Origin of the sequence: Sporosarcina sp. resist (genome assembly GCF_014302295.1) — a bacterium.
Classification (GTDB): domain Bacteria; phylum Bacillota; class Bacilli; order Bacillales_A; family Planococcaceae; genus Sporosarcina; species Sporosarcina psychrophila.
Map to the genome: position 1 here is coordinate 2,228,322 of NZ_CP060287.1, position 24,905 is coordinate 2,253,226.

Consider the following 24,905-nt stretch of genomic DNA (forward strand, 5'->3'; position numbering starts at 1 on the left):
GTGAGAAGATTGAAAACTCTATGGAAAAAATATGAACAAAACAAACTTGCGCATGGAATCTTTCTTCTAATTTACATCGGAGTTACATCACTAAGTTTATATACGGCACAGAAGTCAGTTGCCGCCTTTCTACTTCTATTAACTTCGTTATTACTACTATATTTTACAAAGTTTACTAATCTCACAAAATGGTTGATAGCGGGTTTTGTACTAGTGTTTTTACTGCCGTTCACAGCTAGTAATGGTGATGCTTATCAATCTTACATGGAAGTTTCGACACTTGTTGGTATCTATATTGCTATGGCTTTAGGATTAAATATTGTAGTTGGTATGGCTGGGCTTCTTGATTTGGGTTTTGTAGCATTTTTCGCAGTTGGGGCATACACATATGGTATTTTTGCTACAGCGCAAGCATCTAATTTTATGCCATTTGGAACTTTCCCTTTATCGGGAGAAAGCTTTTGGCTATTTATTATCATAGGTGGATTGGTAGCTGCGTTGTTTGGAATTCTACTTGGAATTCCAGTTCTCCGGGTTAAGGGAGATTATCTAGCTATTGTTACGTTAGGTTTTGGAGAGATCATTAGAATTATATTTAATAATCTAGATCGCCCCATTAATATAACAAACGGTGCAATGGGAATTTCTTCCGTAACTCCACCTAGATTATTTGGGATCGATTTCCTATATCCTAGCCAATTTTATTACATTGTACTTGTTCTCCTATTTTTCACGATCTTTACAGTTCGTCGTTTTGAACACTCCAAAATAGGGCGTTCGTGGAAGGCTGTTAGGGAAAATGAAATAGCTGCTCAAGCTATGGGTGTACCTTTAGTTCGGACAAAACTAATGGCGTTTGCGATTGGTGCTACCTTCTCAGGGATGATGGGTGTCGTCTTTGCTGCTAAACAAGCATTTGTAGACCCTACAAGCTTTACACTACTTGAGTCAATTACGATATTAGTAATGGTGGTTTTGGGTGGTATGGGAAGTGTCCCGGGCGTTATTCTTGGGGCGGCCGTTATGACGATTCTGAATCTCCAAGTATTGACGGAAATGACAAATTGGTTAAATCAACTAAGCTTGTCGGGGATAATTTCGATTCCATATGCATTATCACCAGCTAAAATGCAACGTTTCATATTTGGAGCTCTATTAATCCTCTTTGCTTTATATAGACCAAAGGGACTCTTGCCAGCAAAAAACCGTATATTTATCGAAAAGGATTTACAAGGAGTAAATAGGAAAGCTAAGTTAGTAACAACGCAGGAACAATCGGAAAATGAGAAGCTGTAGCAGAAGGGGGTGCAGTAATTGTCTATTTTAGAAGTTCGAAATATAACAAAAAAATTTGGCGGTCTAACAGCAAATCAAGATGTATCAATGACAGTAGAGAAAAACTCAATTACAGCAGTTATTGGACCGAATGGTGCTGGAAAAACAACATTTTTTAATATGATAACCGGTATTTATCAGCCAACGTCGGGCATAATCCTCCTTGAAAATGAAAAAATAAACGGATTAAAGCCGCATGACGTTTCAAAAAAAGGGATTTCGAGGACATTTCAAAATATCCGTTTGTTTAATGAAATGTCAGTACTTGAAAATGTCCTCGTTGGTATGCATACCCATTTAAAAGCAGGTCTAATGGGTATTTTATTAAATCTTCCTGCCATTCGGAAGGAAGAGAAGGCTTCAGAAATGAATGCATATAACTTATTGGAATATGTAGGACTAGCTCATCTTTTAAATGAAAAAGCATGTAATCTAAGCTATGGCGCACAAAGAAGACTGGAAATTGCAAGAGCCCTTGCTGCTAATCCAAAGGTTTTATTATTAGATGAACCTGCGGCAGGCATGAATCCAAAAGAAACAAAAAATCTAACTCAGCTTATACAGAGCATGAAACATGAATTCAATCTAACCGTTATCTTGATTGAGCACGATATGAAGCTCGTCATGGAAATCTCCGAACATATTGTTGTATTGGATCATGGCGAAAAAATTGCGGAAGGTAAGCCTGAGAACATCAGAAATAATCCAAAGGTTATAGAAGCATACCTAGGATCGGGAGCTATTCAAACGGGATAGGGGGACACTATATGCTTCAATTAGTAAATGTTGAATCCTATTATGGTGGTATACATGCCTTAAAGGGTATAGACGTGTTAGTGAAAAAGGGAGAAATTGTAACACTTATAGGTAGTAATGGAGCTGGAAAATCAACCACACTAAAAACCATAAGCGGATTGGTGAAAGTAAAGACTGGCAACATTATATATAATGGACAGGAAATCTCAAACAAGCCTGCCCATGAAACGACTTTATTAGGAATTGCTCATGTTCCCGAAGGTAGAAGGATTTTTTCGAAACTGTCGGTTAAGGAGAATTTGCTAATGGGAGCATTCTCTGTGAAAAATAAAAATGTGATTAATGAAAGAATGGAAAGAGTATTTCACTATTTCCCGAAATTAAAAGATCGTATCGAGCAAAAGGGCGGTACGATGAGCGGAGGGGAACAGCAAATGCTTGCCATTGGGAGAGCACTCATGATGGAACCGGATTTATTAATGCTAGACGAACCTTCAATGGGGCTTGCCCCAATAATTGTGGAACAAATTTTTGAAATCATAAAAGAATTAAATCGAGAAGGCATAACCATTTTACTTGTGGAACAAAATGCTTATCAAGCGCTGCAAATTGCGCATAGAGGTTATGTTATTCAAACAGGAGAAATAAAACTTCAAGGAAACGGCTATGATTTGATTACTAATGAAGAAGTCCGCGAAGCGTATTTGGCATAGTAGCAAGTAAGATTTTAAGTTTAGGATTTTGTAGCCAATCTATTCAAAAACGCTTAGATATTAAATGTCCAAGCGTTTTTTTAGGTGTTGTAACAGATGTATTAGGTACGTATTAGCATTGCGTTAGTTAAGAAGGCTGGGTTCGCGTTGATTTCGGAATTTCTTTATATCCTACTCACTTAATACTGAATTGTGTCGTAATTATATGCCTAATTTAGTATATAAATACTTTCACTTAGAGAAAGAGCTATCTTCTGTAAATAGTTGCAGAAAATTTCTTAGCGTAAAAGAATTATACGCATCTTTTTTCGTTTTAATACCTAATCTCCATTTATTGCCGGAATATACTCAGCCATTCTAGGGTTGTTACTCCCTTCAGACGGTGGAAAGTGGATTGTGGAAGCGCCGTACTTGCTCGCTGCCGCAAAAGGATTAAATATGAGCATGGCCTGGATTGTGCAAGTATACAATGCTTCAGAAGCACTTCCCAACATGATAAATCCATTCTTTATGTTACCTTTATTGGGTGTCCTTGATGTCAAAGCAAAAGATCGCGCTGGATATTCCATTTTGCAACTGATTTTTCACGATCCTGTTGTCCTTTTCTTAGTGTAGATCTTAGCAGAACAATGCCCTATATTTGAATAGTATGTTTAATAGATTTTGAGCCCTTGGGAACTCCAGTAAGAGTTTCCAAGGGCTCTTTGTAGTATTGTGTTATGGGATATTCACTAGTGTTGTTGTTTTCCCTTAAAGGAGATTTCAAATGAAGTGAGAAGTAGCACACCTTCATACAAATTTTCAACTGACCAATCCTCTTAGCTCAGTAGATTTTTGGACTTCGATAACAATGCGTTCATTATTTGTCTGATAGACTATCGAATTTTTATCTGCTTGCATTAACGCTTTTGTTGCTTCCTCAACTATGTCTTGTTGATTTTGGGGCAATTATTTCATCGTTCCTATCAATAGTGGTGATTTTATCATTAAAGTCAGTGTTATCTTTGTAAAAATTCCGAGCAGATTCAAGGATTTGTTTCGTATTTCCATAATTAATGGCGAGTACAATTGACCTGCCCAAAAGTCTAATCCTATGTCATTTAAAACCCAAAATAATTCCGAAGTAAATAAGCCACCCATTTACAATGAGGATGATTTCGAATGTTTTCGAGTAACCCTTTCACAAGAGCAGGACTTAAAGTAGGTTTAAGTAGCTGTTGCTTAAGCAGAATTAACGATTCTTTTTCAATAGAATCCTCAATTTCTTTTATATTTTGTTCAATGATTTCAAGGATTTGCTCCTTTGTTGTTTCTTCCTGCATTGGTTGTTTAAACAGTTGAACTAGCTCGTTTGAAATAAATGGAAGGGTAATGTGCTTGGCTAGTATATTCGTTTTCTCAACCAGCGATTGAGCAAGTAATTTCGAATCTAATGGCAAGTTATAGAATAAAAATAACTCTGAATAGTTTTTCATAAAGCCTTTAATGCAGTAAATTAAATCGTGCTTTATCTGTTCAATTTCTTCGCCGTATAATCGTTCAACCATCGATAAAATTACTTTCTCCATCAATTGATCGTATGCACGAATTTTTAAGATGAACTCTTCGTTAAATGATTGCATTTGTTCTTTAATAAGAATTTTGCCAAAGTCAGAGTGCTTATGAAAAGAATCGAAAGTCGTGTAATAAAAATTGAATAACAAATCTTCATCATTTTTCGTGGTATTGACTTCGTAGTCAATACTGGTTATAAATTGGATCATAAAATGATCAATCAATGCTAAAATCAATTCGTCCTTTGACTTGAAAGATAGGTAGAAGGCGCCTTTAGAAATCCCGCAATGTGCTGTTATCTGTTGTACAGAGGTAGCTTCAAAACCTTGTTCTGCAAAAAGTTCTAAAGCCTTATCCATAATTAGTTGTTTTTTTATCATTATGATTATATCGCTCCTAGGGTTTATCATTGACAACTGACTCGTTAGTCATTAGTATAAATATTTGAGTTCGTAAAGTCAATTTGGGGAAGGTGTAAGAATGAAAGGGTTAGTCAATTTTGTCCTAAAGAATAAATTAGCAGTATGGCTACTTACAATTATCATTGTTGTATCCGGTATATATTCAAGTACACAAATGAAAACGGAGACGTTGCCAGATATATCAATTCCTTACTTAATGGTAATGGGTGTCTATCCTGGAGCTACTCCAGAGCAAGTGATGAAAGATGTCTCCATTCCATTAGAGAAAGCGGTAGACAATCTTGAACATGTGAAAGCCGTTTTTTCAAATTCTTATTCTAATATGTCAAGTATTCAAGTGGAATACGAATATGGCATAGATATGGAAGAGGCGAAACGTGCATTAACTTCCGCACTAGATGCAGTGTCTTTACCAGAAGGAGCACAAGCGCCAACGATTACAGCAATTAGCATGAATATGATGCCGGTTGTCGCACTAAGTGTAAGTAGTCAAACAGAAGATATTGTTGAATTAACGTCAACAGTAGAGGAAATACTACTTCCGAAAATCGAGAAAATCGATGGAATTGCATCTGCAACGATTGCAGGTCAGCATATTGAAGAAGTGCAACTTACGTATAAAGATGAAAAGATGGCTGCACTGGGCATAACGCCAGATACAGTCAAGCAAATGATCGAAGCAAGTGATTTAGCTGTGTCACTGGGTCTTTACGAGTTTGAAGAAGGTGAGCAAGCTGTTTCAGTAGACGGCAAGTTCATGACTGCTGATGAATTAAAGGAAATGCTTATTCCTGTAACACCATCCGCAACAAACACAGCACCATTTGTGAAGCTTAGCGATATTGCTACAATTGATGTCGTAGGTAGAGAAGAGTCGGTTTCACGTACAAACGGTGAAAATGCCATTGCCATTCAAATTATTAAAGGGCAACAAGCAAACACAGTTGATGTTGTAAACGCTGTGAAGGACTTAATTAAAGAAGAACAGAAAACAATAGACGGTCTTGTCATCGATGTATCACTTGACCAAGGTGCGCCAATTGAAGCTTCAGTATCAACGATGATTGAAAAAGCGTTATTTGGTGGTTTGATCGCCATTTTAATCATTCTTCTGTTCCTTCGTGATTTCAAATCAACAATTATTTCGATCATATCCATTCCAGTTTCGATTTTCATGGCTTTACTGTTACTAAACTGGTTGGGTATTACGTTAAATATTATGACGCTTGGTGCGATTACGGTTGCCATCGGACGTGTAATCGATGACTCGATTGTCGTCGTTGAAAATATTTATCGTCGTTTGCATTTAAAAACAGAAAAATTATCAGGCCGGGCACTTGTGCGTGAAGCGACGATTGAAATGTTCAAACCAATCATGTCTTCAACATTAGTGACAGTTGCGGTATTTGCGCCACTTATTTTCGTTGGTGGTATGGTCGGTGAGCTATTCTTACCGTTTGCATTAACAATGACGTTTGCGCTTGTTGCTTCGTTAATTGTTGCCATTACAATTGTACCTGCATTATCTCACTTCTTATTTAAGAAAAAGTTATATAGTGAGAAGACAGAAAGCCGCCATAAAGAGGTCGGTAAATTAGCTACATGGTACAAAGGTGTTCTGGGCTGGACATTAAACCATAAAGTCATTACTTCACTAATTGCTGTCGTTATGTTGGCAGGCAGTGTGGCATTAACGCCATTAATTGGTTTTAGCTTTATGGGTAGTGAAGAAGAAAAAGTGATGTACTTAACGTACACGCCGGAAACAGGCGAGCTAATGGAAGATACGTTAGCAAATATTGAAATTGTAGAACAAAAGTTATTGAAAAATAAAGATATTGACATTGTTCAACTATCTGTTACTGATTCCGGTGATGCAATGTCCGCGATGATGGGCGGAGGATCTGGTGGCGCTTTAATGTACCTCATTTTCGACCCGGATATGAAGAACTTTGCGGAAGCTCGTACGGAAATTGAAGACTATGTGTTCGACATTGGTCAATCAGGCGAATGGAAGAGCCAAGACTTCACTTCAATGTCAATGCCTACGGGTGGGGTTAGCTACACATTCTACAGTGAAAATTTAGATAAACTAAATGAAGCTGTAAAAATGGTAGAAGGTGTTATAAATGAAAACGATCGCTTAGAAGATGTTTCTTCAAGTGCAAAAGATGCTTACGTTGAATACAAATTCAAAGTAGAGCAAGATGAATTACTGCAGTATGGCTTAACAACGGGGCAAATCGTCATGATGCTAAACCCGATGCGTACAAACGATGTATTAACAACGGTTGAAAAAGATAAAAATACATTAGAAGTAATCGTGCAGCAAGAAGAAGCTGTACAACCAAAATCAATCGATGATCTTTTGGCGACAGAGATACCGACAGCACTCGGTACGACAATGAAACTTTCTGAGCTGGTAACAGTTGAGGAAGGGACAACGTTAAATGCACTTGCTCGAAGCCAAGGTGAATATTACGCAACAGTTTCAGGAACAATCATTGATGCTGATATTTCAAAAGCGACATCTGAAGTAGATAAAGCAATTGATAAACTTGATTTACCTAAAGGTGTTACGGTCGGTGTTGCTGGTGTGGCAGCGGATATGACGGAAACATTTACACAACTTATTGTGGCAATGCTTGCGGCAGTAGCAATTGTCTTCTTCATCCTGGTTGTAACATTCCGTGAGGGCGTCGCACCATTCGCGATTCTCGTCTCGTTACCATTTGCAGTCATTGGTTCATTTGTTGGTTTATTAATCGCGGGTGAAACAATCTCTGTATCGGTCATGATGGGGCTATTAATGTTAATCGGTATCGTTGTTACGAACGCGATTGTACTAGTAGACCGTATTATCCGTATGGAACGTAGCGGTTTGAAAATGCGTGAAGCAGTTCTTGAAGCGGGTGTGACGCGTTTACGTCCAATTCTTATGACTGCGATTGCTACGATCGGTGCACTAATTCCATTAGCAATTGGATCAGGCGGCGGTGGCGGTTTGATCTCCAAAGGTCTTGGTATTACAGTAATCGGTGGTTTAATCAGTTCAACGTTATTGACACTGATTGTTGTTCCGATCGCTTACGAACTATTATCCAAGCTTTTCAAGAAAAACCGTAAAGAAATAGAAGAAGATTAATTGATCTAACTAACAAAAACGACCTCATCTATTTATAGATGAGGTCGTTTTTGTTAGTGGATGCTACCTACGGATACCAAACAAAATCACTTTCACATGTGGCACTCTATATTAAGCAATAAAATCAATTCATCTTTCTGAATTTCTCAATTGCTTCCTTTGAAAGTTAGTTTCAAGTTCTTTAAACCAATGATCCCCGCTCAATCTATTCGATTATTATGACGATGTGTCACATGGATTAATCGACAAAGCCATATTTTTCGATGTTTTTATGAAGTTTGATGTGTCAGTGGAGTTAAAGCTTCCTTGGTGAATTAAAGTGAAATCGAGGTATAATTGGGGCAGCAGTACTGTGTTTTGGCGGTGAAAATTGGGTCAGGTTGAATTGCAAGTGTATGCTAAATGCCACAAGCAGCTAGCTGGAAACTTCGATCAGTTTCAAGAGCGCTGTATATCGATCGAATACATTGATGAATACATGATATTTACAGTCTCTTTAGTGGATGAAGAGCTAGAGCCTGTTTATGCTTGGAGAGGATTTGGAAATTATAGGACGAGCATGGAATACGCTGTCTGATTGACCAGAGGATTTCGTATCGTACATTGAAAAGGGCATACTATTTTCTGGGGATGGAGGACGAAAGTCTACTTACTTTGGTCTCAATTCATGTATTTATGTTTTACAATAAAGGAGTTTTGACTGAAGTATTTTAAGAGTACTTGAAAGTTTATATGGACAAATTATTGTTATCAAATGGCTCGCTGTGAAGGGTGCCTGGGACTAACGTATTAGTACTATATATGTTGAATTAAAGAATCCCATTGAATTTACTGTGGCGCTCAATAAGGAGAGAGTTGTATTTCGGGGTGTGGATTGTAGAACACTCGGCGCTTTGGAGATGCCTTTTCCGCGCCTGCGCTAGGGTATTCATTATCGAGAGAAATGTGATTTTGAGATGTATATGCCGAGACTATAATGTGATTACTAGTTGCTACTAATTCTATTCAAGAAAGATGCACTCCAGGTTGCAGATCTCATCACAAATTATGAAATGCTCTTTTTCACATAGACCATCCACAAAGCGTCGAAGCGGTATTGGCGGGAATTCTAATTAGTTCTAAGTATTGGGACTTTTTTTAGCGGCCTCCCAAAAGCCCTTGTAAAGCGCATACGCCGTATTCATTTGTTCAACATATATAGAACCCTAAAATTAAGTGGAAATGCCCAAAGTTAAATACGATAGAAAAGTGAATACCAATAGAACACGAACACTCAGACAACTTTTGTGACCAAATGTAATATTAAGTGAAAGCGTTTTCGAGTATAGTTTTTGTAAGGGGGAGCTAGTTATGTTGGAGAGCAGAAGCTTGAATACATATTTCCAATTAATGAAATTGAAGCCAGTACAGCTATCCTGGTTTATTGACATGCTGAACTTATCCGGACGTCAGTTTCAATATGATGTAGAAAAAATAAATAACTACTTAATTGGCGAGGGAATGTCACCGATTCGCATTTCAAATGACCGAATTCTCATACCAACTGAGGTTATTAATTTTTGGAAAGATAACAACACAGATTTTACAACAAATCAATTTTCTTTTGACCAGGAAGAACGCGTGATCATTATCTTGTTATATACCTTTATCAGGCGCGAACCCCTTTCTAATTTTCACTTTCAAAATACTTTTGGAATTAGTAAAAATACTGTCAGTGCAGATGTAAAACGGGTCAATCGGTTTTGTATCGATTTCCGAGTTGAGATGCGCTATACACGTGAGCAAGGATATCATTTAAAAGGATCAGAAGAAGATAAGCGGAATTTGATGCTCAAGGCGATTTCAATATTGAAAGTTAAGCCACATGCACATGAGAAATTCACTTTTATATTTCAGCAGCAACAGTTTGAGAATCAATATGATCTTTATCAGCAAATTTTGAAGGATTTTGAACAGCAATATTCATTTACATTCATTGAAGAAAGATTGGATGAATTTATTTACTTACTTCAAATGATCCATATTCGCCAACGGCAACAAAAAAGGGTGTTGATTTATCCGGATACGGTGAGTTTTCTAGAAAAGAAAAAAGCTTTCATAGTTTCGGGATTGATTCAGCAACGTTTAGGATATACGACTCACCCGGAAGAAGTATCCTTTCTAACAATCCAGCTGCTCGGTATATGCCAAGGAGAAGTTAGCCCTACTAGGACTGATACTCTGCTTGAAATCACGGAACAAATTGTTGTTAGTTTTGAACGTTATGCATGTATCCAATTGCTAGATAGAAACAAAGCAATTGAAACGTTATATTTGCATTTTAAACCGGCTTATTACCGAATGCTCTTTAAAATACCAATTACAAATGCGTTGCTTGCTGAAATTAAGGAAGAGCATCATGATTTGTTTACAGTTGTAAAGGAAGTACTAAAACCTATTGAAGAAATGCTGAATATTAAAATACCTGAAGATGAGATTGGCTTCCTTACCCTTCATTTTGGTGGGTTACTTAAATTGGATAGTGAGAGTCAAAGCAAAGTATTCAGGGCTCTAATTGTTTGTCCAAATGGGATTAGTTCAAGCATAATGCTAGAAAACCAATTAAAATCGCTTTTTCCGCAATTTCATTGGAATTCATCGCTTTCATCCTATGACTTTCAGCATCTCGATGAAGCGAAGTATGATTTAGTATTTTCCACTGTTTTACTTAAAACAAAAAAACCGTTGTATATGATTAGACCGATCATGAGCGAAATGGAAAAGAATGAACTCGTCCAAACGGTAAAAGGGATGACGCTTCAACAGCCTTACCATTATCCAACTTCGGATGAATTAATGAAAATCGTTCGCCAATATGCAGACATCAAACAGCCAGAGTTGTTAAAAAGTGCATTGCAGCACGCGTTATTTCAAAAGGATAGCTTGAATACGAGGAGGAAACAACCGGTGCTAAAAGATTTATTAATCGAAGAAAATATTCAATTTATGGATGAAATCGAAAATTGGAAAGATGCAATCAAGAAAGCAGCAGAACCGCTACTGTTAAACGATTCAATTACAAATCAATATATTGACGTAATGATTGAGAACGTTGAGACAATGGGACCGTACATTATCATTGGAGAGCAAATTGCAATCCCACATGCACGCCCAGAATTCGGTGTAAAAAAATTAGGAATGAGCTTGTTGAAACTAAAAAAATCTGCACACTTATTAAACAGTGAAGCCAATCAAGTTGAAATATTTATTTGTTTAGCTGCAATTGATAATCAAACACACCTAAAGGCGTTGGCTCAATTGACAAAGTTGTTAAGTGATCCTATTAAATTGCAACATTTAAAGGAGGCGGAGACAAAACAGGATATTCTTGACTTGGTTTCAGAGTTCTCAGTTCAGTAGGTTTGTAACGTTCTATATAAGAAGTTGAAAAGTACGATTAAAACAATCAATCATAGGAGGAATATAAGATGAAAATTTTAGCAGTGTGTGGGAACGGATTAGGAACGAGTTTTATTCTGTCAATGAACGTAAATAAAGCACTAAAAGAATTGAATATTGATGCCGAATGCAAAAATATGGACTTAGCGAGTGCAAAATCAGAGGCAGCTGATTACTACATTGGTACCCCTGAAATTATGGAACAATTGCAAGACGGTAATAGAAAAACAATTGGTATCATTAATATGGTCAGTGCAGTTGAAATCCAGAAAGCGTTGACTTCTCATATCTTAGGGGAGCAATAATATGTTTGATCTGATAATGAAGGATATTTTAGGAACACCTGCCATTTTGGTTGGTTTGTTCGCTTTATTTGGTTTACTATTGCAGAAGAAAGCAATTACTGATGTTGTTTCTGGAACATTAAAAACCATAATGGGCTTCATTATTCTTGGAGCAGGTGCGGCTGTATTAGTAGGTTCACTTGACATCTTCGGAAATATGTTTGAAAAAGCATTCAATATTCAAGGTGTTATCCCGAACAATGAAGCAATTGTAGCTATGGCACAAACTGCTTTCGGTGCTGAAACGGCTATGATTATGTTAATTGGTATGCTGGTTAACATAGTCATAGCAAGATACACGAAATTTAAATACATCTTCTTAACTGGGCATCACACAATGTTCATGGCCTGTTTACTTGCTGCTGTTCTGTCAACTTCGGGCATGGGTAGTGTAATGATAGTAATCGTAGGCTCACTTATTTTAGGTGCATTAATGGTTCTACTACCTGCAATGCTACAACCTACAGTAAGAGAAATTACGGGCTCGGATGATATTGCTGTAGGTCACTTCGGTTCATTCGGTTATTTTGTAGCAGCTAAAGTTGCTAAATTGACTGGAGACAAAACGAAATCGACTGAAGATGTAAAAGTGCCAAAATCACTTGGGTTCTTACGTGATTCTTCTGTAGCATTGGCATTAACAATGGCAATTATGTTCTTTGTGGTTGCTTTGGTTGTTGGTCCTACATACATTGAAGAAAACCTGAGCGATGGTGCAAACTTCTTAGTGTTCTCATTGTTACAGGCAATTACGTTCGCCGCGGGTGTATTCATTATCTTGGCGGGTGTTCGTATGTTAATAGCGGAAATCGTTCCTGCATTTAAGGGAATCGCAGATAAAATTGTTCCAAATGCGAAACCTGCATTAGACGTTCCTATTGTATTCCCATTTGCACCAAACGCAGTTATCATTGGATTCTTATCAAGCTTTGCAGCAGGACTGTTAAGTATGTTTTTACTACCGCTTGCAGGGTTAGCTGTTATCGTCCCCGGACTCGTTCCACACTTCTTCTGTGGAGCTGCTTCCGGAGTATTCGGCAACGCAGTGGGGGGGCGTAGAGGTGCTATAATTGGTGCTTTTGTACAAGGATTGTTAATCAGTTTCCTTCCCGCAATGTTGATGCCCGTTCTAGGTTCACTTGGATTTGAAGGTACAACTTTTGGTGATTCTGATTTCGGTGTTATAGGTATTCTAATAGGATATATAATCAATTTCTTCAACTAATTCAACTAATAACCCTAAGGGCTCCTTTTATGGAGTGCTTAGGGTTATTTTCATTTCTGTATATAGGAGTTTGAATCTCGGAAAAAGTCCTTGTAATTGGAATGAATTAGGATTCCCCCTAATACCGCTTCGACGCTTTGTGGATGCCTCTCGCGATAAGCCAGAAAGGAAACCACTTTCAGTCTTATTGCTCCGGCTAGCACGAAGACGCGCCTGCGCTGGATGGTCTATTTGAGAAAGCGCATTTCATTATCTGTGATGGAATCTGCAACCTAGAGTGCGTCTTTCTTGAATACAATTAGTATCAAGTAGTAATCGCCTTGTAATCTCGGCATATTCATCTCAAAATCACATTTCTCTCGATAATGAACACCCTATCGAAGGTATGGAAAAGGCATCTCCAAAGCGCTAAGTGTTCTACAATCCACACCCCGAAATACAACTCTCTCCTTATTGAGCGCCACAGTAAATTCAATGGTATCCTTTAAATCAACATATATAATCAATTTCTTTTCAAAAAGAGTATCCTTTTGCGGATTCTAACCTAAATAAAGTGTGAAAACGCAATGATCAGTCGGTCATTGCGTGTAGGGAGCGATTATTTAGTGAAGTTCCAACCGGTTAAAACAAAAGAAATATTAAATGAAGCTGTATCATTAGTTCGACGATTCTATATGGGGATGAAAGTGCTTAAGGAATCATTTGCTCAGTGAATCTTCGGAACAGGTCCAACTTTAAACGTGGCGACCGACAATGGCCTTGCGCGTGCAGTGAAACTATTCGGTGTTACGGTCTAGGCTCCATAGAAATCGGTCGTCATCCGGGTGTGATTACAGTCACTTTGCAGGTACGGAAGTCATATCTTGCTCAAGCAAAGCTATGGGATATTGTTAATTAAGATGAAAAACAGAGTGGGCTACCAATTTTGGTAGTTCACTCTGTTTTTTGCGAAGAACTATAGGTAGAAACTGTTCGCCTTAATTTAAACATCAATATTATACTGTTTAATTTTATTATAAAGACTGACTCTCGAAATACCTAATTTTTTTGCTGCGGCACTTTTGTTTCCGTATGTTTCAATAAGTACTTCTTTGATACGCTCATGTTCCAATTGAGCTTTCTCTTGGGCTAATCCTTTTTTGTTTACAAGGTTGTCAGTTGTGACGGGGAATATAGCCATAATGTCTTCTGCATGAATCGTTGAATTATCAATAATGATAATCATTCGTTCAACAACATTTCGTAGTTCTCGAATATTACCTGGCCACTGGTAGTTTGTGAACATCTCCATGGCGCTGTTCAGAAGTGTGGGTATTTCTTTTTGATATTTTGCGCAATACTCTTGAACGAAACTAGTGACTAAAATTGGGATATCCTCGATTCGCTCTCGGAGTGGGGAGATTTTCAAAGTAACAACATTTAAGCGGTAATATAAATCTTCGCGGAATAGCCCTTTTTTAATCATGTCTTCTAAATTACTATTAGTTGCAGCGACGATTCGGCTATTTACTTTTATTGATACGTTGCCACCTATTCGAGAAACTTCTCTTTCTTGTAAGACACGAAGTAACTTTACTTGCATATCAAGAGGTAACATCCCAATTTCGTCTAGAAATAATGTACCGCCGTCAGCCATCTCCACTTTTCCAGCTTTTCCGTCCTTGTGAGCGCCTGTAAAAGATCCTTTTTCATACCCAAAGAACTCGCTTTCAAAAAGAGCTTCGGGAATTGCACCACAATTTATGGGGATAAAAGGTTGATCTTTACGTAAGCTTGCTTCGTGTACGCCTTGTGCAAAAAGTTCTTTACCTACACCACTTTCCCCTTGAATTAACACCGTCGCATCTGTCTTCGCAACTTTTAACGCTAATTCCTTTGTGGATTGTATGGCACTACTATGTCCTTTAATTTCAGAGAAAGGACCTATTTGTCCCTGTAAATTATATTGTTGTTTGACCTTTTGTAATTCTGTAGTTGTTAATGATAACTTTTCATTTAATTTTACAATGCTTGTTATGTCTTGATCGATTGAAATGGCTCCGATTAAGTTCCCATCACTATCTAGAATAGGGGATGAGCTTATGAGGACATGCTTATCCGGGAGGGGTTGATGATAGACATTATAAACGGGCTTTTTCGTTTCAAGAATCTCTAATAACTTTAAATCTTCCTTTTTAAAAAAGGTACTAATCTTGTTGTTTTTTATAGCTGCCAGCGGTATTCCGTAAATTTGTTCAGCTTGAGAATTCCAATATTCTACTTCTCCTAAGGCGTTAATAATGGCAATTGCATCAGAACTCGTTTCGATTAATGTATTCAAATAATAGTGCGAATGTTCAATGGGGATAGTATTCATTGCTTACAACATCCTCCCTGAGTAAAGTTGTTAGTGTTAATTTTGTATTTACAATACTGTAAACTTAATGAACAGTTCCTATTGTAATGAATTTTACGAACGATTGCAATATGGGGATTAGATATACTTTTTTGAGTTGGCACGCTTCTTGCAAGTATAGTAGTGAGCAAGAAATAACTATGTACTTGGGAGGTATAAACGCTTTATGGTGATGATAGGGAAAAGTATACGGACGATTGATGCTCATACTATGGGTGAAGCAGCCAGAATAGTGATTGATGGGATCCCATCAATCCAAGGGAATAGCATGATGCAAAAGAAAAACTATATGCAAACTGAAATGGATCATATACGGAAGCTGCTGATGCATGAACCAAGAGGTCATTTGAATATGTTTGGTGCAATTTTAACCGAACCTTGCAATGTGGAATGTGATCTTGGTGTATTATTTATGGATAGCGGCGGCTATCTAAATATGTGTGGGCATGGAACGATTGCGGCTGTAACAATAGCAATCGATCAAGGGCTGATTGAGAAACGGGACAAGGTATTATTGGATACACCCTCTGGAGTTGTTGAATGTTATATCGTGTACGACAATGACAAAGTTAAAGAAGTGTCTTTTATTAACGTACCCGCATTTTTGTTGAAAAAGAATGTAAGCGTTTTAGTAGATGACGTAGGGCATGTCAATTTGGATATATCATTCGGCGGTAGTTTCTTTGCGATTGTGGATGCCAAGCAATTCAATTTGGAATTAAATATTGAAGAACAAGATAAAATTGCGGCACTTGGAATTGCGATTAGGAAAGCTGTAAATGAGCAACTAACAATAGTACATCCTGAAATTCCAGAAATTAATACAGTTGACCTTGTGGAATTTAGTTTAGAAGTAGAAAAGAATCACTATAAAAATACAGTTGTTTTTGGAGACGGACAAATTGACAGATCGCCTTGTGGAACAGGGACATGCGCGAAACTTGCAACATTAGATCTTAACAAAGGTGAAGAAATCATCCAAGAAAGTATCATTGGATCACGATTTAAAGGGGCAGTCGTTGATTATACGGAAGTCCAAAATATTAAAGCAATTATACCGAAGATTACTGGATCTGCTTGGATGACAGGGATTCATCAGTTTTCATTAGATGCAACAGACCCATATGTAGAAGGTTTTTTATTAAAATAATTAATAGTAATCACACAAAATGGAGGTATTGATCATGGGATTAACAAGAGATTTCTTTATTTTACTGTCACAAAACAAAGTTTTGAATAGCGGTGCAAAACGATGGGGGTTAAAACTAGGGGCACAGTCAGTTGTTGCAGGAACGAGCGTTGAACAAATGGTAGAAAGCGTAAAGCAATTAAATGCAAAAGGTATTGCTGCAACAATCGATAACCTTGGGGAATTTGTTTTCGAGAAGCAAGAGGCGATTGAGGCAAAAACACAAATCCTAGCAGTCATCGAAGCGATTCATGAACATGCATTGGACGCGCATATTTCTTTGAAGCCTACACAGCTTGGCTTAGATATTGACTATGATTTCTGCTTAGATAATCTAAAAGAAATTGTTGCGAAAGCAAACGACTATGCCATATTCATCAATTTTGATATGGAGGATTATGGACATTTACAGCCATCCTTTGACATCATTGATGAGCTTTCAAATGACTACACGAATATCGGAACAGTTATCCAAGCCTATTTTTATGAGGCGGATGAAAACCTTCAGAAATACAAAGACTACCGCATGCGAATCGTTAAAGGTGCTTACAAAGAGCCAGAAAACTTAGCGTATCAAGATAAAAAAGATATTGATCAGAATTATATTCGATTGATTGAATATCATTTGCTGAATGGTAAATTTTCGTCTATCGCAACACATGACCATCATGTTATCAATCATGTTAAAAAGTTTGCGAAAGATAATAATATCTCCAAGGACAAGTTTGAATTCCAAATGCTATATGGCTTTCGGAATGAATTACAACTGGAGCTTGCTAATGAGGGGTATAAATTCTGTACATATGTACCATTTGGAGTAGATTGGTATGGCTATTTCATGCGTCGACTGGCGGAGCGGCCACAAAACCTTAATCTTGTTGCGAAGCAGATGTTCAATAAAAAGACCAATACAATGATCGGCATTGGGGCTAGCGCATTTTTATTAGGTAGAGTCAGTAAAAAGAAAAGGATCTAAGCATATCAGCTAGCTATTTTTGGGGATGTACTAAACGATCTTATATGAAAATATGCATTTTTAGATGCGAAATTTAGGGGGAATTTACATGGAGAAAAAAATGCCGTTTTCACAATTAATAGCGATTGGTTTTATGCTTTTTGCTATGTTCTTAGGTGCTGGAAACGTTATTTTTGCACCAATGTTAGGTCAAGAGGCAGGAACAAATACATGGATTGCGATGGGGGGATTCTTAATAACAGGTGTTGGAATGGTTCTTCTTGCAATTATTGCATTAACGCGTGGGGGAGGAACTGTTGAAAAACTAGCGGGAAGGGTACATCCCCTATTTGCAACAGTATTCTCGATACTACTATTCCTAACGCTTGGGCCGATTTATGTGGTTCCACGAACAACATCAGTGGTCTATGAAATTGCGATCAATCCGTTAGTGCTAGATAAATCAAATACCAGTCTCTTTCTTTTTATTTTCTCGCTGTTATTTATTGTCCTGACGATTTACCTATCATGGAACACTACAAAGTTTGTGGATCGCTTAGGTAAAATCATAACGCCGATTTTTGTAGTGCTCTTAATTGTACTTGTTGGCAAGTCCATTATTACACCTATGGGGAGTTTTGGGGAACCTCAGGGCGATTATATAAAGGGTGCCTTCTTAAAAGGATTCACCCAAGGCTATTATACAATGGATGTTCTAGCGGCTTTTGTATTCGGGGGAATATTCATCAAATCAATTAGTGCCTTTGGCATAAAGTCTGAAAAAGAAGTATCCAAGTTATTTATTAAAGCTGGAATAATTACAATTATTGGTTTGGTGGCTTTACAAATCTCAATGGCATGGATAGGTGCTTCCAGTGTTAATCCAATTGGCTATATGGCTAATGGTGGAGAAGTATTAGCGCAAAGTGCTATCGTCTTATTTGGACAGTTCGGGATTTATATTATCGGAACTGTTATTTTGTTAACAGGAATCACGACAAACGTTGCTTGTTTAGCAGCTGTTGCGGAGTATTTTGAAAGAATTGTGCCTACTGTTTCATATAAAAAGTGGTTGATAGTATTTGCTTCTTTAGGTTTAGTTATTACAAACTTTGGACTTACGACTATTCTGACGTTGGCGTCTCCAATTTTGCTTTTACTCTACCCAATAGCAATCGCTTTAATCGTTCTAATATTTGCAAACAACTTGTTTAATGGCCATCAATCGGTTTATGTAGGAACTGTGATTGGTGTCGGTTTTGTTGCAATTCTTGATGCTTTAAAGGAGGCGACTATTTTTCCAGAAGCCATCAATACGATGTTTGGATTTATCCCTTTATTTGAAAATGGTGCGGGATGGGTTGTAACAGGGATCATTGGATTTGTTATTGGTCTAGTCGTAGCGAAATCGAGAAAAGAATCTGTTACATTAATCAATATCGCTGGTGAAGAAGTCCATTAATGATTAGTGGATTGAATAGTAGTTAGTTTTTTGAATGATAAGTAAAATGCCGCAGGGGACATAAAAACTCCTGTGGCATTTTTATATCAAAGTTTTTTAAGGAACCTATACAAGATGTACCATTGAAAGCTTAACTATCTCGCGCCAACTCATTGACTTCTCTAAATTACATACGTATAATACCGAGTAAACAGGTAAGAATAGTTTATTTGGAGAGTATCCTTGAAAGGGTGTTTACTATGACAAGTAAAGCGATTTCAATTTATGCTAATCAACTTTATCTTTCGGGGGTTCTTCATCTTCCAGAAAGAGTGCATCATAGAAAGGTTCCGCTTATTGTATTATTACATGGATTTGTCGGTAGCAAAGTCGGAGAACATCGGTTATTTGTGAAAGCAGCATGGTATTTCACAGAGAAGGGTTATGCGGTTTTTCGATTTGATTTTAGTGGTTGTGGGGAAAGCGACGGGGATTATGCGGATGTTACGGTCACGAAGCAATTAAGTGAGGTTCAGGCGGTGTTAAATTATGTATCCATGTTACCTGAAATAGATGCAAACAATATTATATTAATCGGTCATAGTCTTGGAGGTGCTGTAGCTTCATTAACTGCTGCAGTAGATTGTCGAATTCGTAAACTTATTTTATGGTCACCAGTTGGGAAACCTTATAAAGATATTACCGGAATTTTAGGCGAGAACGCTATGAAAACAGCGGCACTAAATGGGGTAGTTGATTATCATGGGTTTTATGTGAGTCAATCATTTTTAACTGATTTGAAAAACCATCACCCTCTTGAAGCGATTCGTTCGTACCAAGAGGCAGCGTTGATCATTCATGCACAACAGGATAAGGATATACCGAAAGAACATGCTGCGCGTTATTCTGCATCATTGCTACAAAGACTTGTTCCTGAACGAGTAAACACGCATTATATTGAGGATGCAGATCATACATTTTCAAGCTACACATTTGAAAATGAATTATTCATGAAATCTACCGAATGGCTTGGAGATTGTTATGAGTATTCTGGAAAAGTAGCATTATAGTTTTAAAGATGATTCAAAGAAGTTGATGGACTTAATAAAAGAGTCCGTCAACTTCTTTGAATTTCTTTTCAAAAAGAGTATCCCTTCTGCAGATTCCAACAGTTTACAAAAGAAAACTCTTTTATTAATAATATTGATTTTGATGAAAAATAAAAGGACCATAAATAACTTAGTATTAAGGGTGCTAAGTTACTTCTGGCCTTCTAATAAGAATAATTGCTCCCTTTCACTGGACTATTACGAATACTTTGATTGAGAAATGGTTTGTGATAGTCAAACAGTCATTTTTCTTTCATTTCATGATATAGGTTGCGATTATCCCAAGAATGATTCCAATTATTATGGTAGCACCAAATATTAATACTTGTTTCAATTCTCCATCCCTTCATTGTTATTATTTAAAGTTTATTGACGAGGTCTGGAACATATTCAGTGGAAAAAATAGATATTCAATATAGTTTTGAAGATCTCCCAGGTGACGCGATTATTCGTATACATGGTTTTATAAAGAAAATGATGGTCGTATCACTTTGGGCGTAAAAGCCCTATATATACAATAAAAACAATTATCCTTGAAATTTTTTTTCGTAATTGGTAAGCGCAAGCAAAGGAAAGATATATTGATAGCTATGATAGTGGATATAAAAACCTCCACCCATTCCTTGTCCAACCGGATAGAATAACGTCCAATCGACTTTATTATAGGTTTCTAGCAAATAGGAAATCCCTGCATCAATTACGGGTGTTGCCTTTTCTGAAACCGCAATGAGTGTATCCAGTGCCCATGCTGTTTGAGTTAGGTTGCTGGAACCAAGAGGGATGTACTTAGATGCGAGGTCGCTTTTGCAAGATTCTCCCCAACCGCCGTCATGATTTTGTATCGAAAGTAACCAGTTTACAGCTTTTTGAATAGTTGGACTCCCTGGGCTTACACCTACCGCGATAAGACCAGTAATTGCCGCCCATGTTCCGTAAATAAAACAAATTCCCCAGCGCCCGTATCATGAACCATCCACTTCTTGATTATGAATTAGCCAATCTACCCCGCGTTTCATAAGGTCATGATTTTTCGGTAAGTTCGTATATTCACCTAGAAATTCAAGTGTTCTACCGGTTAAATCGGCACTGCTTGGATCTGTCAATAAAAATTTACCGCCTTCAATTGGAAGCAAGTTCAATAATTGATTATCAACATTTTTTTCGAATGCAGGCCATCCACCGTCACTATTTTGCATAGACATTACCCAAAGAATTCCTTTGTCCCAAGCTTGATGAATGCGAGTGTCTTTCTGAACTAGCTGTGAAATAGCCCTTAGTGAAGCCGTTGAGTCATCTATATCAGGATTCATCGTATTTACAGCTGAGAATCCCCAGCCCCCGGATAAAACTCCAGGATTATGAATCGCCCAATCGCCATATTTAGTTTGCTGCTGCTCTAACAAGTATTCGCTTGCCTTTTCGATTACCGAATCAGTCGAAGGAACTCCTGCTTTTTGAAGAGCGTAGCTAATTAAGGACGTATTCCACACCGTTGCAGTTGTATATTGTATATGCTGCTGACCATGAATCGTGCATTGCATCGCTTTTAGTCCTTGGACCGCCTTTAAAATTATCGGGTCGCTGTTGGAGTGACCAAGAGAGAGCAGGGAAAATATCATAAGAAACGTAGAACTAAAATAACTGTAAAGGGTTCCATCTGGCTCAATGTGATTGAGCATATACTGTTTTGTTTGATTGATGGCTAAAGAATTGAAAGTTTGAGATAAACCCAGAAAACTATTAAGGTCATGTTCAATTATAGAAAAAAGTTCTTGGATATCTTGTATATTGAAAAAATCATCAGCTGTCTCTGGAAGGAATAATTCAGATAGATTAGGGCTGCTTTTTGTTGTTTTTACGTATTTCTTATTTGCTAAAATCATAATTGGAGCAAGATTTGCTCTTCCATACACAGAAAGGTCATAGAAATTGATGGGGAAATTGAGCGGCAAGAGGATAATTTCAACCGGTATTGGGAAATATGCGGGCCATGGATATTGACCGGTTAACGCCAGCATGATTTTTGTTAACATATGTGATTTTTCAAGACCACCGTTTGCCAAAATAAACTTTTTTGCCGCAAGCAATCTATAGTCTTCCTTGCTGACATAGCCTGAATAAAGAAGTGAGTAATAGGCTTCAACCGTAGCGGATATGTTCCCATCACCTTCATCATGGAAAAGTTTCCAAGCGCCATTTGCCTCCTGTTTACTCAATATTCTTTCAGTTAATTCGCGAACTAAATTTTCATCATCTATTTCCAGTGTCCTTACTAAAATAATCATATAGGCATCTGTTGAAATACCCGTTTCAAAGGGGTAATCCCACGAACCATCGGGTGTCTGGTCAGTTTTTAGTTGTTGGACTAATTGGCTAATCAACTGTTCAGTACGATATGTCAACGTCTCATCATCTCCTTAGTAAAGGTTATTCATATCTATATATCCCTATTCATAATCCTAAAGGAGGAATGATTTTTAGTAGGGGGGCGGCCCGTGTTTAATTTATTAAGAAAAATAGGGGGAAAACAACAACTTCCGGAAAGTTTACTATTAATTAAAGCTGATTTGAAGAAGTATAACTCTGTTCCTATTCTGGAGGAACAGCACTTATCTTGGGGGGATCAGCAACTTCTTCAACTGATTCGTTTAAAAACGAAACAGTTGAACCTGAATAATGTGACGAGAACAAAAGCTTACCTCGATTTCTATATTTTTCGGCCAGAAATTCACTGGGCATTCCTAGGACATATGGTTTCGAGAAATGGCGGATGGAATATGACGGATTTAAAAGGAGAGTTCCTTTCTAGACTTATGAATGAAAAAACAAAACAAGATTTCTATTCATTCTTGGAACGTGGGAACTGGCTTATATTCCAAGATGTATATCCGCAGTTCTTATTATATGAAGAAAGTCTATTTCAAAGTCGAAATTTGTTTTATTTGTTGCCTTACTTAAATGTTTCTGCTTTTATGGAAGTGATTTGGAATCGTTTCTGGGAGGAAAGTGATTCCTATACGCTTGCGATTGCACTCATAATTAATGAACAAAATTATTTGGAGAACAGAATCGTGCGAAATTCCTTCTATCAAAGAAAGGTTTTTCAGACGTTCGAATTCGTACTCCAGGATCTGCTTTCATTCAATCAAATTTTGTTTCCCTTTACTGACAGTGGAAAGTCAACTGAAAAGGCACCTCTTACGGGATTAACGCTTCATCAATTTGGATCGCTACATGAACGTATTATGCTCGGAAAGGATTTGTATCGATTACTATTTCATGAGGCAGACCTATTAGAAAAAGTTTATCGCTGGGCAACTACCCACCCACATACAGGTTCGCGTAAGGACTATTGGCCGGATGTTTTTAATGATGTGTTCGAAGGGGTGCCAGGATTGGCTATTACGAGGAGGTTAAAGTCTTGTGCGCTAAGAAAAGGAGCGCTTAGGTTGTATAGCCCGCGGCTTGAGTATGTGTGGGAAAACATCCCTCATCACGAAGCGGAAACTGGAGATTGGTTCGAGCATTGGCGTGTTGTTGATTACTTAGTAGAAGTAAAAGAACCAATTAATGGAAAGGTGATGGGTGAATACTGTGAAACACTTGAAAGGCTTGAACTCGCCGCTATCGCGAAAACGGCTATCTTCACGTAATGCATTCTTGTATTTGCCATCTATTTTAGTGGCTTCTTTACTGGGTACCTATTTAGATTTGTATTTTGTTGGAAAACAATTATATGAGTTCCCGGTTCGCCCTTTCCCAGATGTATTTCCGATTAATATTGTATTTACATTAATCATACTACCTATGTTAATAGGGCTATATCTTTATTTGGTAGATAAAATGTCAAAATGGAGTAGGCTGATTTTTACTTTTTTTCTTAGCGCACTCGTGCCATTCATTGAGAAAAAGTCAATGCAATTAGGTTTTTTTTATCATGAGAATCAATGGAACCATATCTATTCGTTCATAGGTTATTTCCTATTTCTGTTGCTGATTTGGAAGATTTTTGAATGGGTGAAATCAGAAGTTAGACTATATATGTTGACATAAAGAATTCTCTCAACAATGCCCGCGCTAGGGGATGCCTCTCGCAATAAGCCAGACAGAAAACCGCTGTCAGTCTTATTGCTTCGGCTACCCCTATGAGGCGCCTTCGCTGGACATTATATAGAATCATTAGTGCAACATATATAGGTCTGTATATGCTGAAGAATCATGGAGAGGAACTTATTTATTCTAGAGCCTAGATTATAGCGGTTAGTCTGGTGTCACCGCTATAGGAATAACGAAAGAAAAAATGACCGGAGATGAAAGTCAAGGAGTTAGTTGCTAAACGAAGTACAATTGAAGCTTTCGGTAATTTTTTTCAAGCGATAGGGAACACAGCACTATTCAACAATGAGCTACTTAAAAAAGCAGTGATTGTCGGTAATAAGCGATAATCACTGCTTTTTTATTTTGAAATTCAACTTATGGGTATCTGGACTAAGTATGATTTAAAGTATATTGAATTACATGAGTACCTTTTTTTACGTGTGTATGACAAGGGGAAAATCAATTATAAATATAACTTGATGCAGCAGCTACAGCGAAGCGAGGGAAACAATTGAATCAGGAAATACCATTTAGCATCAGTCTAGCGCCGGCAAGTAGTGAGACGGTTGTAGTAACTTGATACGTCTGATGATAGTGGTCGGTACCATGAATGGTGAAAATAGTGTTAGCACCATTCATGGAAGAACCATCTAGACATTGGTTGGTGGGGGGGAACGCTGGTACACCAAGCAATACTAAAATAGTACCCCCGATTGTATAGGAGACACCTATAAGAGGTAGAGGTCAAAGTTGTCACCGTAGGCTATGGTGGACTATTAGTTCCGT

17 protein-coding genes and 1 pseudogene are annotated in these 24,905 nt (G+C 37.6%); 14 read left to right on the forward strand and 4 right to left on the reverse strand.

The genetic code is table 11. From position 1 onward, the window contains the following. The first annotated feature begins 9 nt into the window (after window positions 1–9). The 4 genes from H7992_RS11010 (at window position 10) to H7992_RS11025 (ending at window position 3,419) form a co-directional block, all read left to right on the forward strand. On the forward strand, window positions 10–1,296 hold the full coding sequence (locus H7992_RS11010) for a branched-chain amino acid ABC transporter permease (protein WP_067208567.1): 1,287 nt from the start codon (window positions 10–12) through the stop codon (window positions 1,294–1,296). An 18-nt stretch (window positions 1,297–1,314) separates the two neighbouring features. Beyond that, window positions 1,315–2,091, forward strand: coding sequence for an ABC transporter ATP-binding protein (locus tag H7992_RS11015; RefSeq protein ID WP_067208570.1), 777 nt, complete (start codon window positions 1,315–1,317; stop codon window positions 2,089–2,091). Between the two features lie 11 nt (window positions 2,092–2,102). Then, window positions 2,103–2,804, forward strand: coding sequence for an ABC transporter ATP-binding protein (locus tag H7992_RS11020; protein ID WP_187047565.1), 702 nt, complete (start codon window positions 2,103–2,105; stop codon window positions 2,802–2,804). Between the two features lie 396 nt (window positions 2,805–3,200). Beyond that, window positions 3,201–3,419, forward strand: coding sequence for a TIGR00366 family protein (locus H7992_RS11025; protein ID WP_255428653.1), 219 nt, complete (start codon window positions 3,201–3,203; stop codon window positions 3,417–3,419). A gap of 485 nt (window positions 3,420–3,904) precedes the next feature. On the opposite strand, the gene H7992_RS11030 is transcribed toward H7992_RS11025, so the two are convergent. Further along, entirely contained in the window at window positions 3,905–4,738 is an 834-nt protein-coding gene (locus tag H7992_RS11030; RefSeq protein WP_067208575.1) for a TetR/AcrR family transcriptional regulator, read from the reverse strand. Between the two features lie 100 nt (window positions 4,739–4,838). Here H7992_RS11030 and H7992_RS11035 point away from each other — a divergent pair, with 100 nt between their 5' ends. The 4 genes from H7992_RS11035 (at window position 4,839) to H7992_RS11050 (ending at window position 12,932) form a co-directional block, all read left to right on the forward strand. Further along, the gene (locus H7992_RS11035) at window positions 4,839–7,925 is read left to right on the forward strand and encodes an efflux RND transporter permease subunit (protein ID WP_187047566.1); all 3,087 of its coding nucleotides are present in this window, start codon (window positions 4,839–4,841) and stop codon (window positions 7,923–7,925) included. A gap of 1,350 nt (window positions 7,926–9,275) precedes the next feature. Next, window positions 9,276–11,324, forward strand: coding sequence for a BglG family transcription antiterminator (locus tag H7992_RS11040; protein ID WP_187047567.1), 2,049 nt, complete (start codon window positions 9,276–9,278; stop codon window positions 11,322–11,324). A 68-nt stretch (window positions 11,325–11,392) separates the two neighbouring features. Continuing rightward, window positions 11,393–11,668 carry a PTS sugar transporter subunit IIB gene (locus tag H7992_RS11045; protein WP_067208583.1) on the forward strand — a complete coding sequence of 92 codons (276 nt, stop codon included), beginning with the start codon at window positions 11,393–11,395 and terminating at the stop codon, window positions 11,666–11,668. A 1-nt stretch (window position 11,669) separates the two neighbouring features. Then, the gene (locus H7992_RS11050; RefSeq protein WP_067208586.1) at window positions 11,670–12,932 is read left to right on the forward strand and encodes a PTS ascorbate transporter subunit IIC; all 1,263 of its coding nucleotides are present in this window, start codon (window positions 11,670–11,672) and stop codon (window positions 12,930–12,932) included. A gap of 982 nt (window positions 12,933–13,914) precedes the next feature. Here H7992_RS11050 and H7992_RS11055 read toward each other — a convergent pair. Then, window positions 13,915–15,288, reverse strand: coding sequence for a sigma-54 interaction domain-containing protein (locus H7992_RS11055; RefSeq protein ID WP_067208588.1), 1,374 nt, complete (start codon window positions 15,286–15,288; stop codon window positions 13,915–13,917). A 205-nt stretch (window positions 15,289–15,493) separates the two neighbouring features. On the opposite strand from H7992_RS11055, the gene H7992_RS11060 reads away from it, so the two are divergent. From H7992_RS11060 to H7992_RS11075, 4 genes are all read left to right on the forward strand, one after another. After that, on the forward strand, window positions 15,494–16,477 hold the full coding sequence (locus H7992_RS11060; protein ID WP_187047568.1) for a proline racemase family protein: 984 nt from the start codon (window positions 15,494–15,496) through the stop codon (window positions 16,475–16,477). A gap of 34 nt (window positions 16,478–16,511) precedes the next feature. Next, window positions 16,512–17,492, forward strand: coding sequence for a proline dehydrogenase family protein (locus H7992_RS11065; RefSeq protein WP_187047569.1), 981 nt, complete (start codon window positions 16,512–16,514; stop codon window positions 17,490–17,492). 88 nt (window positions 17,493–17,580) lie between these two features. Continuing rightward, a complete protein-coding gene (brnQ, locus tag H7992_RS11070) occupies window positions 17,581–18,933 on the forward strand; it encodes a branched-chain amino acid transport system II carrier protein (protein WP_067208595.1) in 1,353 nt (450 codons plus the stop codon). A gap of 239 nt (window positions 18,934–19,172) precedes the next feature. Further along, on the forward strand, window positions 19,173–19,982 hold the full coding sequence (locus tag H7992_RS11075) for an alpha/beta hydrolase family protein (protein ID WP_187047570.1): 810 nt from the start codon (window positions 19,173–19,175) through the stop codon (window positions 19,980–19,982). A gap of 566 nt (window positions 19,983–20,548) precedes the next feature. Here the strand turns inward: H7992_RS11075 and shc are convergent. Next, window positions 20,549–22,423: pseudogene (gene shc, locus H7992_RS11080) on the reverse strand (squalene--hopene cyclase). A 93-nt stretch (window positions 22,424–22,516) separates the two neighbouring features. Here shc and H7992_RS11085 point away from each other — a divergent pair. Both H7992_RS11085 and H7992_RS24955 read left to right on the forward strand, forming a co-directional pair. Beyond that, on the forward strand, window positions 22,517–23,674 hold the full coding sequence (locus H7992_RS11085; RefSeq protein WP_187047571.1) for a DUF2515 family protein: 1,158 nt from the start codon (window positions 22,517–22,519) through the stop codon (window positions 23,672–23,674). Window positions 23,675–23,702: 28 nt separating this feature from the next. Beyond that, on the forward strand, window positions 23,703–24,074 hold the full coding sequence (locus H7992_RS24955; protein ID WP_304627129.1) for a CBO0543 family protein: 372 nt from the start codon (window positions 23,703–23,705) through the stop codon (window positions 24,072–24,074). Between the two features lie 561 nt (window positions 24,075–24,635). Here H7992_RS24955 and H7992_RS25070 read toward each other — a convergent pair. Beyond that, window positions 24,636–24,812, reverse strand: coding sequence for a BclA C-terminal domain-containing protein (locus H7992_RS25070; protein WP_187047572.1), 177 nt, complete (start codon window positions 24,810–24,812; stop codon window positions 24,636–24,638). Window positions 24,813–24,905: the final 93 nt, after the last annotated feature.